The sequence below is a fragment of the Alkalilimnicola sp. S0819 genome (genome assembly GCF_009295635.1).
GTDB lineage: Bacteria > Pseudomonadota > Gammaproteobacteria > Nitrococcales > WHIW01 > S0819.
The window spans coordinates 15510-28177 of the sequence record NZ_WHIW01000010.1; the positions used below are offsets into that span (position 1 = coordinate 15510).

Annotated in this window: 14 protein-coding genes; 10 read left to right on the forward strand and 4 right to left on the reverse strand. The window is 66.8% G+C overall.

All coding sequences use genetic code 11. From position 1 onward, the window contains the following. The first annotated feature begins 5 nt into the window (after window positions 1–5). The 5 genes from GBG68_RS09520 (at window position 6) to GBG68_RS09540 (ending at window position 4851) form a co-directional block, all read left to right on the forward strand. The gene (locus GBG68_RS09520; RefSeq protein ID WP_152146716.1) at window positions 6–1007 is read left to right on the forward strand and encodes an amidohydrolase family protein; all 1002 of its coding nucleotides are present in this window, start codon (window positions 6–8) and stop codon (window positions 1005–1007) included. A gap of 47 nt (window positions 1008–1054) precedes the next feature. After that, the gene (locus tag GBG68_RS09525; protein ID WP_152146717.1) at window positions 1055–2065 is read left to right on the forward strand and encodes a TRAP transporter substrate-binding protein; all 1011 of its coding nucleotides are present in this window, start codon (window positions 1055–1057) and stop codon (window positions 2063–2065) included. A gap of 70 nt (window positions 2066–2135) precedes the next feature. Then, window positions 2136–2648 carry a TRAP transporter small permease gene (locus tag GBG68_RS09530; protein WP_152146718.1) on the forward strand — a complete coding sequence of 171 codons (513 nt, stop codon included), beginning with the start codon at window positions 2136–2138 and terminating at the stop codon, window positions 2646–2648. 4 nt (window positions 2649–2652) lie between these two features. After that, window positions 2653–3915 (forward strand): TRAP transporter large permease, encoded by a 1263-nt coding sequence (locus tag GBG68_RS09535; RefSeq protein WP_152146719.1) that lies wholly within the window; start codon window positions 2653–2655, stop codon window positions 3913–3915. Between the two features lie 24 nt (window positions 3916–3939). After that, window positions 3940–4851, forward strand: a complete 912-nt coding sequence (locus GBG68_RS09540; RefSeq protein ID WP_152146720.1) for an MBL fold metallo-hydrolase — start codon at window positions 3940–3942, stop codon at window positions 4849–4851. On the opposite strand, the gene GBG68_RS09545 is transcribed toward GBG68_RS09540, so the two are convergent. Genes GBG68_RS09545 through GBG68_RS09560 form a run of 4 tightly spaced genes read right to left on the reverse strand, consistent with a single transcriptional unit; the run spans window position 4837 to window position 7649 of the window. Continuing rightward, a complete protein-coding gene (locus GBG68_RS09545; protein ID WP_152146721.1) occupies window positions 4837–5559 on the reverse strand; it encodes an LrgB family protein in 723 nt (240 codons plus the stop codon). The genes GBG68_RS09540 and GBG68_RS09545 overlap by 15 nt on opposite strands. Then, the gene (locus GBG68_RS09550) at window positions 5549–5899 is read right to left on the reverse strand and encodes a CidA/LrgA family protein (RefSeq protein ID WP_152146722.1); all 351 of its coding nucleotides are present in this window, start codon (window positions 5897–5899) and stop codon (window positions 5549–5551) included. The genes GBG68_RS09545 and GBG68_RS09550 overlap by 11 nt, the downstream gene beginning before the upstream one ends. 30 nt (window positions 5900–5929) lie before the next feature. Beyond that, window positions 5930–6919 (reverse strand): LysR substrate-binding domain-containing protein, encoded by a 990-nt coding sequence (locus GBG68_RS09555; RefSeq protein WP_152146723.1) that lies wholly within the window; start codon window positions 6917–6919, stop codon window positions 5930–5932. Between the two features lies 1 nt (window position 6920). Continuing rightward, window positions 6921–7649 carry a GntR family transcriptional regulator gene (locus GBG68_RS09560; protein WP_226801758.1) on the reverse strand — a complete coding sequence of 243 codons (729 nt, stop codon included), beginning with the start codon at window positions 7647–7649 and terminating at the stop codon, window positions 6921–6923. A 168-nt stretch (window positions 7650–7817) separates the two neighbouring features. Here GBG68_RS09560 and GBG68_RS09565 point away from each other — a divergent pair, with 168 nt between their 5' ends. From GBG68_RS09565 to dmpG, 5 genes are read left to right on the forward strand one after another with little or no spacing between them, the layout of a single operon-like run. Further along, window positions 7818–8240, forward strand: a complete 423-nt coding sequence (locus GBG68_RS09565) for a GlcG/HbpS family heme-binding protein (RefSeq protein WP_152146725.1) — start codon at window positions 7818–7820, stop codon at window positions 8238–8240. Window positions 8241–8264: 24 nt separating this feature from the next. After that, window positions 8265–9725 (forward strand): 2-hydroxymuconic semialdehyde dehydrogenase, encoded by a 1461-nt coding sequence (locus tag GBG68_RS09570; RefSeq protein WP_152146726.1) that lies wholly within the window; start codon window positions 8265–8267, stop codon window positions 9723–9725. A gap of 9 nt (window positions 9726–9734) precedes the next feature. Next, on the forward strand, window positions 9735–10520 hold the full coding sequence (dmpE, locus tag GBG68_RS09575; RefSeq protein ID WP_152146727.1) for a 2-oxopent-4-enoate hydratase: 786 nt from the start codon (window positions 9735–9737) through the stop codon (window positions 10518–10520). 45 nt (window positions 10521–10565) lie between these two features. Further along, entirely contained in the window at window positions 10566–11510 is a 945-nt protein-coding gene (locus GBG68_RS09580) for an acetaldehyde dehydrogenase (acetylating) (protein ID WP_152146728.1), read from the forward strand. Window positions 11511–11522: 12 nt separating this feature from the next. Continuing rightward, complete coding sequence (gene dmpG, locus GBG68_RS09585; protein ID WP_152146729.1) at window positions 11523–12557, forward strand: 4-hydroxy-2-oxovalerate aldolase; 1035 nt, start codon at window positions 11523–11525, stop codon at window positions 12555–12557. Window positions 12558–12668 lie beyond the last annotated feature (111 nt).

Here is a 12668-nt window from a genome sequence, read left to right on the forward strand (position 1 = left end):
ATCCCATGACTGAACGAGTGATAGACATGCATGCCCACTTCTACCCGCCGATCACGCGGGAAGAGTCGCGGCTGCTGGACGATGACGCCGGCCCCTGGCTGGATACCGGTGACGGCGAGCGCGGCGAAATCATGCTGGGCGAGCGCAAGTTCCGCCCGGTGCACCGCTCCCTGTGGGACCCGAAACGCCGGGTGGAGGAGATGGACGCCGCCGGCATCGATGTGCAGATCAACTGCGCCACGCCGGTGCTGTTCGGCTACAAGCGTCCGGCCGATCGAGCTGCCCGCTGGGCGAGCCTGATGAACGAGCGCGCCGCCGAGTACTGCGCCGCCGCTCCGGATCGCCTCAAGGCCCTCGCCCAGGTGCCGCTGCAGGACATCGACGCCTCCTGCCGCGAGCTGGAGCGGGCCAAGGCGCTGGGGCTGATCGGCGTGCAGATCGGCAACCACGTGGACGAAAAGAACCTGGACGACGAGGGCCTGGTGAGCTTCCTCGCCCACTGCGCGAAGCTGGACATGCCCGTGTTCGTGCACCCCTGGGACATGCTCGGCCAGGAGCGCATGCCGCGCTACATGCTGCCCTGGCTGGTGGCCATGCCCGCGGAAACCCAGCTGTCCATGCTCTCGCTGATCCTCTCCGGCGCCTTCGAGCGGCTGCCGGAATCGCTGCGGATATGCTTCGCCCACGGCGGTGGCAGCTTTGCCTATCTGCTGGGCCGGGTGGACAACGCCTGGCGGCATCGAGACATCGTTCGCGAGCACTGCCCCGAATTGCCCTCCAGCTACGCACGGCGCATGTACACCGATTCCGCCGTGTTCGACCCCAACGCCCTGGAACTGCTGGTGAAGGTCATGGGCGAGGACCGGGTGATGTTCGGCACCGACCAGCCCTTCCCCCTGGGCGAGCAGGAGCCGGGCAAGCTCGTGCGCGAGAGCGAGGCGCTGAGCGCCGCGCAGAAGCAGAAAATCATGAGTCGCAACGCCGAGGCTTTCTTCGGCCTGGCCTGAAACAAACCCATCGACAACAAAGACGAGACTGATCTGGAGGAGATCCCATGAACCTGCGCAAACTGCTGCCGACCCTCGGCAAACTGCTGGCCACCGCGGTCTGTGCCGCGGCGGTGTCCCTGCCGGCGGCCGCCGCCGACTACACCATGAAGATCGGCATCATCGCCCAGAATGATCCGCTGCATGCCTACATCAAGCTGTTCAAGGAGCGTATCGAGGCCGCCAGCGATGGACGCATCGAGGCGAAGCTCTACCCCGGCGCCCAGCTGGGCGGTGAGTCCGCCCTGGCCGAGGGCGTGCAGCTGGGCACCATCGAGATGGTGGCCATCCCCGCCGTGTACCTGAAGGGCGTTGACCCGCGCTTCCAGGTGGCCGATGCCATGGGCCTGTTCGAGGATCTGGACCACGCCTACGAGGTGCTGCAGAACCCCGAGTTCCGCGACCCCTTCCTGAACGTGGCCAACGACAACGGTATGCGGGGCGTGTCCCTGTGGGTGTATGACACCACCGCCTTCGCCACCCAGGAGCCCTTCCAGGATCTGGACCAGCTGCGTGGCCTGAAACTGCGGGTGCTGGCCTCCGACCTGGAGCGGCAGTTGATGGAAGACCTGGGTGCCAGCGGCGTGCCCATGCCCTTCGTCGAGGTGGTGCCGGCCCTGCAGCGCGGCACCATTGACGGGGTGCGCACCTCGCCCATCATCATGACCGCCTTCCGGGTGCCCACGGTGGCCAAGTACCTGACCATCACCAACGATGCGCCCATCGCCATTGGTGGTTTCGTCTCCCAGCGCTTCTACGACCGCCTGCCGGAAGACCTGCAACAGGTGGTGGACACCGTCGGTCGCGAGGTGGAGCTGGAGATGCGCGGCAAGGTGCTGGGCATTCGCGAGATGATGATCGGCCGCTGGCAGGAAATGGGTGGAGAGGTCGCGACCCTGCCCCAGGATCAGCAGGAAAAACTGATGCGGCTCAACCGCGAGGCCAGTGAGAAGCACATCGGTAGCAGTGAGGCCATGCAGCCGCTGTACGAGACCCTCAAGGAACTCGCTGCCGAGTAATTCCCGCGGCCGACCGTGTTGCCCCGTCGCGTGTTCGCGTGGCGGGGCAATACCTGTATGAGGCAAGCCGATGTCGACTTCGCGCCTGCTGCGCTCCATGGAGCGCTGGTTCACCGGGCTGATCAACGCCCTGCTGGCCGTGCTGGCCTTCGTGGCCATTGCCATCAACGTCGCCAATGCCGTGGGCCGAAGCTTCTTCGGCTCGGCATTGCCCTGGGCCGAGGAGACGCTGGCCTACGGGATGATCTGGGCGGTCTTTCTGGGGGCGGCGGTGCTGATGCTCCGCGATGAGCACATCCGCATCGATCTGGCCGCCACCCTGCTGCCGGAGCGGCTGGCGCGGGGGCTGCGGGCGCTGCTGCTGGTCGCCGGCGGGGTGATCTGCGGCTACGTCGCGCTGCAGTCCTGGGAGGTGGTGGATTCCGCCTTGCGCAGCGGCCGACGCAGCGTGGTAGTGGGCATGCCCATGAGTCTCGCCCACGGCGCGGTGTTGGTCGGTTTCATTCTGATGGCGGTGCTGGCGGTGCTGCGCGGGGGGCTGGACCTCTGGCGCGTGCTGCGGAACACCGGGGCGGTGGAGTAGCGTCATGGCCTGGTTTCTGCTTTTCATTCCCCTGGTACTGGTGCTGCTGGGCCTGCCGGTGTTCGTCGGGCTGCTGGCCGCCGCCGCCGTGGGTATCGTGGTCATCATGGATGTCCCCGGCATGGCGGTGCATCAGTACCTGTTCGCCAGCCTGGACAAGAGCGCGCTCTTGGCCATTCCCTTCTTCCTTTTCGCCGGCGAGCTCATGGCCCGCGGCACCCAGGCCCACAAGCTGATGGACTGGGCCGGTGCGGGCATGGGGCGCCTGCCGGGCAGCACCGGCGTGGCGACGGTCGGTGCCTCCACCTTCTTCGGTGCCATATCCGGTTCCAGCGTGGCCACCGTGGGCGCCATCGGGCGCATCTCCCACGGGCGCATGCTCGAGGAAGGCTACGATACGCCCTTCGCCCAGGCGCTGATCGCCTCGTCCGCGGCCATCGCTTCGGTGATACCGCCGTCCATCGCCATGATCCTCTACGGCATCGCCGCCGAGGAGTCGGCGGCGGAACTGTTCATCGCCGGGATCATTCCGGGTTTCGTGCTGGCGCTGTGCCTGGCCTTGTACATCGCCTGGCGGGCCGGCCGCCGCACCGCGGGCGAAGCCTTCAGCCTGCGCCGGTTGCTGCGGGCCACTCGGCGGGCGTGGCTGGCGCTGGGCATGCCGGTGGTGGTGCTGGGCGGGATCTATCTGGGCATCCTCTCGCCCACCGAAGCCGCGGGCGCGGCCTGTGCCTACGCCATTCTGGTGACCCTGTTCGCGGAGCCGAGCCTGCGGCTGGCGGACCTGTGGCAATCCGCCGTGCGCGCCATGCACCTGACCGCCCAGACCCTTGTGATCGTCGCCGCCAGCGGGGTGTTCGCCTGGATGCTCACGGTCAACGGCATTCCCCAGGCGCTGGCCGGCTGGCTGACCGAGCTGCCGGTGCCTGGCTGGGTGCTGCTCATCGCCATCAACCTGCTGCTGCTGGTGGTGGGCTGCTTCATGGACACGGCCTCGGCCATCCTGGTGATGACCCCCTTGCTGCTGCCCATCGCCGTGGCGCTGGGCGTGGACCCGGTGCACTTCGGGATCATCATGACCCTGAACCTGTCCATAGGGATGTTCACGCCGCCCATCGGCCTGAACATCTTCATCGTCCAGGGCCTGTTCCGCGGGAACCTACCGGCCCTGTACCGGGCCCTGTTGCCCTTCATCGCGGTCAGCCTGGTGGCCCTGCTGCTGGTGACCTTCATCCCCTCGCTGTCCCTGTGGCTGGTGGGGCGTTGAGCGAAGCTTGGCTGGAGAGCGTTTATGAATGAGCGGAATGCCGGCGCGGCCCTCGCACCGCTGAGCCTGGGCGCCGCGCAGCTGCGTCAGCTGGTGGATATCCCCTGCGAGCGTTTCGGCCTGCACGACATCTTCCCCGATGCCGCGCCCGAGGACCTGGCGGCGGTGGCGCGGCGCATCGGCGAGCGCCACGTGGACCTGGAGCAGGGCGCGCTGTGTCTGAGCTTCTACTCCACCGTCGCGCGCATCGCGGGCAAGACCGTCGTGATCGACACCTGCTGTGGCAACGACAAGGAGCGCCCGGCCCGCCCCGGTTGGCATCGCCGCCAGGGCGACTATCTGGAGCAGCTCGCCGCCCAAGGGGTGCGTCCGGAGGACGTGGATCTGGTGATGTGCACCCATCTGCATGCGGACCACGTGGGCTGGAATACCCGGCTGGAGAATGGCCGCTGGGTGCCTACCTTCCCCAATGCACGTTATGTGTTCGCCAAACGGGAGTACGACTACTGGCTGGACGAGCACCGGGCTGCCGGGCCGGAGGGGAATATCCTCTACGGCTCCTTCCGTGACAGCGTGCTGCCGGTAATCGATTCAGGGCAGGCGGAGCTGGTGGCCGATGGCCATTCACCGCTGGCCGGTGTGCACCTGGAGATCGCGCCAGGGCACACGCCGGGGGCGGCGCTCATCCATCTGGAGAGCGAAGGCGCTCGGGCGGTGGTCTGCGGCGATCTGCTCCACCATCCCCTGCAGCTGCTGCGCCCGGAAGTCTCGACCCGGTTCTGTGTGGACCCGGAAGGCGCCCGGCGTACTCGCCAGCGCGTGCTCGCGGAGCTTGCCGGTACCGAGACCTGGGTGGTGCCGGGGCATTTCCTGCCGCCGTCCATCGGGCGTATCGAACGTGACGGTGACGCCTACGCCTTTCTAGCCGCCCAGTAGGCCAGCCAGCAGCGGCAGCAGAAAGGCTGTCAACACCCCGGCAAGCCCCATGCCCAGGCCGGCGAAGGCGCCCGCCAGGGTGCTGATGCCCAGCGCCTGGGCGGTGCCGAAGCCGTGGGCCGCCACCCCCAGGGCCAGCCCCCGGGCGCGCTCGTCGCGGATGCGCAGCCAACGGAACAGCGGCCCCGCGACCAGCGCGCCGAAAATACCCGTGATCAACACCATGCCCGCGGTCAGCGACGGCAGCCCACCCAGCTTCTCGGCGATGCCCATGGCGATGGGGGAGGTGACCGATTTCGGTGCCAGCGAGAGCAGGGTCTGGGGGCTCGCGCGCAGCAGTGCGGCAATGCCCACGGCGCTGGCGGCGGCCGCGCTCACCCCCGCCAGGCAGGCGGCGAGCAGCGGCCAGAGCAGCGGGCCGATCTGGTGGCGGTTGTCGTAGAGCGGTACGGCGATGGCCACCGTGGCGGGGCCGAGCAGAAAGTGAATGAACTGGGCGCCGTCGAAGTAGGTATCGTAGTCGGTACCGGTAAGCGAGAGTACGCCGATCAGCACCGCCATGGACAGCAGCACCGGGTGCAGCAGGGGAAAGCCCCGCCCCAGGCGCTGCAGCCAGCCCGCGGCGAGAAAGACCGCCACTGTGAGGGTGAGCCACAGCAGTGGCTGGGCGGCCAGATACACCCAGATGCGGCCAAGCTCATTGCTCATGGCGCGCTCCGCGGGTGAGCCACGACAGCACAGCCGCCGTCACCAGCAGGGCGAGCACGGTGCTGCCGATGATGGCCGCGGCAATGGCCCAGCCATCCGCCGCCAGGCGGCTGCCGTGCACCACCAGGCCCACTCCGGCCGGCACGAACAGCAGCGGCAGGTAGCGTAGCAGGTTCTCGGCCACCACGCGCACCCCCGCCGGCACGCGGCCATGGAGCAGCAGCGCGATCAGCAGAATCACCATACCCAGTACCGGCCCGGGCACCGGGAGCTGCAGCAGCTGGGAGAGCAGCTCACCGGCGAGCTGGCAGGCGAGAATGAGGGTCAGACCGAGCAGCATGGCCCGTCTCCGCCACCCAAGGGCTGCGTGCTATTCACCCTGGCGGCCTCGCTCCCGTGCCACCGCCGCCAGCGCCTCGCTCAGGGCGCGTACCGCCGGTGCGCTGTCGCGCCCTTCGGCGCGGCTCACCCCGACCTCGCCAAAGGGCTCCGTGAAGCGCACCGGCAGCCGGCTGAGCTCGCCGCGGGCAGCGTAGTGTTCCGCCACCGCCCGAGGCAGCACCCCCACCGCATCGCTGCCCCGCAGCAGGCTCAGATTGGTGAGTATGGACAGGGATTCGATCACCCGGCGCGGCAGCCCCAGGCCCGCTTCGCGGAACATGCGCTCCAGCGCCTCGTGCACCGGGGACTGGCTGATGGGGAGTATCCAGGGGTAGTCGGCCAGCGCGGCAAGGCCCAGCGACGCGCTGGTGCTGGCCGGATGCCCGGGGCGGGCGACAGCCTCCAGCGCCTCGGTATAAAGCGGCTGATGGCGCACGCCGGCGTAGACTTTCTGCGGGATGCGCCCCACCACCAGATCCAGCTCCCCGGTGACCAGACCGGGTATGAGCTGGTCGTTGGTGCCCTCACGCAGGGTAATGCGGATATCGGGGGCGTGGCGCTGCAGCCGAAGGATGGCGCTGGGCAGCAGCCAGGCCGCGGCCGAGATGGATGTGCCCACCACCACATGGCCGCCGGTCGCGCCCTTCAGTGCGTTGATGTCATCGCCCAGCCGGCGCAGCTGGGAGAGGATGGATTTGACGCGGCGGCGCAGCGCTTCCCCGAAGACGGTGGGTTTGACGCCCCGGTTGCTGCGCTCCAGCAAGGGGGCGCCCAGGGTCCGCTCCAGATTGTGGATGGTCTTGCTGATGGCCGGCTGGGTGAGGTTCAGCACCTCCGCCGCCTCCACCAGCGAGCTGGTGTCCAGCACCGTGTCCAGCACCACCAATTGGCGCAGCTTCAGGTGGCGGCGCAACAGCTCCTCGTCCAGTTCCCGCGGGGCCTCCCCCTCGCCCCCCGCCGGCCGGTCCGTTGCGTCCAAGTCAGTCTTCCGCGGTGCTGCGCGTCCGGCGTGGCTTGCGCTTGGCGCCTTCCTGATCGCGCAGGATCTCCACCACCGTGCTCTCGGTGCGGCCGATGTGAGCCATCAGCACTTCGGTGGCGCGCTCCTCGTCGCGGTTGATCGCCGCATCGCGCAGGGCCTCGTGCTCTTCGGCCACATGGCGGTGGGAGCTGTTGTGAATGCTCAGGTAGCGGTAACGGCGGTGCTGATCGTGGAGGATGCCGCGCAGGCGCTGCATCCAGCGTGAATCGCAGCCCGCCACCAGCGCCTGATGAAAGGCCTGGTTGCGCTTTTCCCACTCGCCGAAATCGGCGCTGGGGTCGCCCTCCCGTTCCAGCTTGCTCAGCTGATGGAAGCTCGCCACCACATTGGCCTCCCAAGCGTCATCGCCTTTGCGCAGGCTCTGGCGTAGCGCTTCGGCCTCGATCATGGCCCGGGTGCGGGTCACGTCGTGCAGATCTTCCAGCGAGATGGGGGGTACGCGAAAGCCCCGCTGGCCGATAGCCACCACCAGGCCCTCGCCCACCAGTCGGTGGAGGGCCTCGCGGATGGGGCTGGCGCCAATCTCGTAACTATCGGAGAGCTGGCGCACGGCCAGCCGAGTGCCCGGAGCCAAGCGCCCGTGCACGATGTCGTTCTTCAAACGTCGATAGGCCTGATCTGACAGGGTGCCCTGCAGTTCCGGCACTTCTTTTTCATTTCTGGCCACGGTGCCTCCGTCAGTCTCGCCCGCGCAGTATAACAACATAAAGTGTCGAGCATCTTTCGAGTGTTGACAGCGAGATCCTAAGTGTACACTATTGGCGAAAATATCGAGATTTTGAAGTTTGCTCGTCAGGATATACGCTTCAATAAACGGTCTCGGGAGGAGTCCAGTATGCAGATTACCGTGTCCGCAAGCGGCTTGGATTGGCGCGCCGCCCAGCAGGCAGTGGGTGCCGCGCTGCGCGAAGCCGAGAAGCTCGGCGTGCGCATGAACGTGGCCGTGGTGGACCGTGCCGGCACGCCCATGGCCTTCGGGCGCATGCATGGTGCGCCGCTGCACTCCATCGGCATCGCCGAGGACAAGGCGTACACGGCGGCAAGCTTCGGCTTTTCCACCGCGGACTGGGATCGGGTCGTGGCGGGCAACGAGAACCTCAAGGCGGGGCTGGGTAGCCGGCCGCGCCTGGTGATGTTCGGTGGTGGGCTGCCGCTGATCGTCGATGGTGAGTGCGTGGGCGGCATCGGCTGCTCGGGCGGTTCGGAGGAACAGGATCAATTGTGCGCCCGGGCGGGGCTTGCCGCGCTGGGGCTGTAAAGACAGCACTGAGGAGTGAATCCCATGAAAGAAGTGAAGCATTTCATCAACGGTGAATATGTCGGCTCCAAGAGCGGCAAGCAGTTCGACAACGTCAACCCGGCCAATGGCCAGGTGTTCGGCAAGGTGCACGAAGCCGGTCGGGACGAGGTGAACGCCGCCGTCGCCGCCGCCCGCGAAGCGCTGCACGGCGAGTGGGGCCGCATGTCCGTGGAGAAGCGCCTGTCGCTGGTGAAGAAGGTCGCCGAGCGCATCAATGAGCGTTTTGACGAGTTCCTGGAAGCCGAGTGCCTGGATACCGGCAAGCCCGCCTCTCTCGCCTCCCATGTGGACATCCCCCGCGGTGCGGCCAACTTCGGCTTCTTTGCCGATCACGTGAAGAATTTTCCCACCGAGAGCTTCTTCACCGACACGCCGGACGGCGCCGGTGCGGTCAACTACGGCGTGCGCAAGCCCCGCGGCGTGCTCGCCGTGATCGCCCCCTGGAACCTGCCGCTGCTGCTGATGACCTGGAAGGTCGGGCCGGCGCTGGCCTGCGGCAACACGGTGGTGGTCAAGCCCTCCGAGATCACGCCCACCACCGCCGCGCTGCTGGGTGAGGTGATGAACGAAGTGGGCATTCCCAAGGGCGTCTACAACGTGGTGCATGGTTTCGGTCCGGATTCCGCCGGCGCCTATCTCACCGAGCATCCGGACGTGGACGGCATCACCTTCACCGGCGAGAGCCGCACGGGGGAGGTGATCATGCGTGCCGCCGCCAAGGGCGTGCGCCCCGTGTCCCTGGAGCTGGGTGGCAAGAACCCGTCCCTGGTGTTCAACGATGCGGATATGGACGCGGCCATCGACGGCCACCTGCGCTCGATCTTCATCAACTGCGGCCAGGTCTGCTTCAACACCGAGCGCGTTTACGTGCAGCGTGACATCCACGACGAGTTCGTCGCCCGCCTGAAAGCGGCCGTGGAACAGTTCAGGCCCGGTGCCTGGAATGACGACAGCTGCAACCTGGGCCCGCTGGTGAGCGAGGAACACCAGCAGAAGGTGCTGTCCTACTTCAAGAAGGCCGAGGAGGCGGGCGCCACGGTGGTCACCGGCGGCGGTGTGCCCGAGATGCCCGAAGAGCTCCAGGGCGGTTTCTGGGTGCAGCCGACGATCTGGACCGGTCTGAAGGAAACCGATGCCCCCGCCTGCGAAGAGGTGTTCGGCCCCTGCGTGCACATCGCCCCCTTCGACACGGAAGAGGAAGCGGTGGCGCTGGCCAACAACACCCGCTATGGCCTGGGTGCCTCGGTGTGGACCAGGGACGTCTCGCGTGCCCACCGCATGGGCCAGGTGCTGGATGTGGGTATGCTGTGGGTGAACAGCTGGTTCCTGCGGGATCTGCGCACCTCCTTCGGCGGTAACGGCGCCTCAGGCGTTGGTCGCGAAGGCGGCGTGCACGGCCTGGAGTTCTACAGCGAACTGCGCAACGTCTGCATCAAGCTCTAAGGAAGGCACATGGACAAGCAGAAGATCCAACACTACGGCGATGAACTGTTCGAGGCGCTGCGCGGCCGCAAGGCCGTGGCGCCCATCACCGAGCGGGAGTCCGATTTCAGCATCGAAGACGCTTACCACATCTCCACCCGGCTGCTGGAGCGCCGGGTGGCCGAGGGCGAGCGTGTCATCGGCAAGAAGATCGGCGTGACCAGCAAGGCGGTTCAGCGCATGCTCAATGTGCACCAGCCGGACTTCGGTTATCTGACCGATCGCATGCTGCATGCCAACGGCGATGCGCTGCCGGCCTCCACCGAGATGATCGCGCCACGGGCCGAAGGCGAGATCGCCTTCATCCTCAAGCGTGACCTGATTGGCCCGGGCGTCACCAACGCCCAGGTGCTGGCCGCCACCGAGTGCGTGATGCCCTGTTTCGAGATCGTCGATTCCCGTATCAAGGACTGGAAGATCAAGATCGAGGACACGATCGCCGACAACGCATCCTGTGGCGTGTTCGTGCTGGGCGACACGGCGCTCACCCCGCGTCAGTTCGACCTGGTCAGCTGCGGCATGGTGATGCAGAAGAACGGTGAGGTTGTCGCCACCGGTGCCGGCGCCGCGGCCCTGGGCTCGCCGGTGAACTGTGTCACCTGGCTGGCCAACACCCTGGGTGAATTCGGCATTCCGCTGAAAGCCGGCGAGATCATTCTCTCCGGCTCCTTGGTGCCGCTGCTGCCGGTGGCCCCCGGCGACCACGTGCACGTGAGTATCGGCGGCCTGGGTACCGCCTCGGTGCGTTTTGCCTAAACTGACAGCAAACGTAAGCCCCAAAGGGATACGGAGGATTCAACGATGGCCAAGAAGCTGAAAGCCGCCATCATCGGTTCGGGCAATATCGGCACCGATCTGATGATCAAGATTCTGCGCCACGGCGAGTACCTGGAGATGGGCGTGATGGTCGGCATCGACCCCGCCTCCGACGGCCTTGCCCGCGCCAGCCGCATGGGTGTCGCCACCACCGCCGAGGGCGTGGATGGTCTGATCAAGATGCCCGAATTCAAGGATATCGACGTGGTCTTCGACGCCACCTCGGCCAAGGCGCACCTGGTCAACGACAAGGCGCTGCGCGAAGCCAAGCCGGGTATCAAGATCGTCGACCTGACCCCGGCGGCCATCGGCCCCTACTGCGTGCCGGTGGTGAACCTGGATGAGCACCTGGATCAGCCCAATGTGAACATGGTCACCTGCGGTGGCCAGGCCACCATCCCCATGGTCGCCGCGGTCTCCCGGGTCGCCAAGGTGCACTACGCCGAGATCGTCGCCTCGATCTCCAGCAAGTCCGCCGGCCCCGGCACCCGCGCCAACATCGACGAGTTCACCGAGACCACCTCCAAGGCCTTGGAAGTGGTGGGTGGCGCGACCAAGGGCAAGGCGATCATCATCCTCAACCCCGCCGAGCCGCCGCTGCTGATGCGCGACACCATCTACACCCTGTCCGACCCGGCCGATCAGGACAAGATCGCCGCCTCGGTGGCCGAGATGGTGGAGGCCGTCAACAAGTACGTGCCGGGCTATCGCCTGAAGCAGGACGTGCAGTTCGAGCTGTTCGACGACAACTCGCCGCTGAACGTGCCGGGTGTGGGCAAGATGGCCGGTCTGAAGACCACCATCTTCCTGGAGGTGGAAGGTGCGGCCCATTATCTGCCGTCTTACGCCGGCAACCTCGACATCATGACGTCGGCCGCGCTGGGCACCGGCGAGATGCTGGCCAAGCAGCTGGTCGCCGAAGCGGCCTAAGGAGGGCGAGAGATGTCCAAGAAGCTTTATATCTCCGATGTGACCCTGCGCGACGGCTCCCACGCGGTCCGTCACCAGTACAGCGTCGAGAACGTCAAACAGATCGCCGCCGCCCTGGACAAGGCCAAGGTGGATTCCATCGAAGTCGCCCACGGCGACGGCCTGCAGGGCAGCTCCTTCAACTACGGCTTCGGCGCCCACACCGATCTGGAATGGATCGAAGCGGTGGCCGAGACCGTGCAGCACGCCAAGGTCGCCACCCTGCTGCTGCCGGGCATCGGCACGGTGCAGGACCTGCGCGCCGCCTATGACGCCGGCGCCCGTGTGGTACGCGTCGCCACCCACTGCACCGAGGCCGATGTGTCCAGGCAGCACATCGAGTATGCCCGGGAACTGGGCATGGACACCCTGGGCTTTCTGATGATGAGCCACATGCAGACCCCCCAGGGGCTCGCGGAGCAGGCCAAGCTCATGGAGAGCTACGGGGCCACCGGCGTGTACGTGGTGGACTCCGGCGGCGCGCTGAACATGAACGATGTGCGGGATCGCTTCCGCGCGTTCAAGGACGTGCTCAAGCCCGAGACCGAGACCGGCATTCACGCCCATCACAACCTCTCCCTGGGTGTGGCCAACTCCATCGTCGCGGTGGAAGAGGGCTGTGACCGGGTGGATGCGAGCCTGGCCGGCATGGGCGCGGGCGCGGGCAACGCGCCGCTGGAAGTGTTCATCGCCGCCGCCGAGCGCATGGGCTGGAACCACGGCACCGATCTCTACACCCTGATGGACGCCGCCGACGACCTGGTGCGCCCGCTGCAGGACCGCCCGGTGCGGGTGGACCGGGAGACCCTGGCGCTGGGTTACGCCGGCGTGTACAGCTCCTTCCTGCGTCACGCCGAAGCCGCCGCCGAACGCTACGGCCTGAAGACCGTGGACATCCTGGTGGAGCTTGGCAAGCGCCGCATGGTGGGTGGCCAGGAAGACATGATCGTCGACGTCGCCCTGGACATGCTCAAGGGCGAACAGAAGGCGGCCAAGGTCGCCGGCTGAACTCTTTAACGTGGTTTAACCGCCGGGACACGCAGGGAAAGCGAAAGGCATCTGGATCATCCTGATGCCTTTCTCTGCGGGACTCTGCGTCTCTGCGGTCAAGTCTTTCAG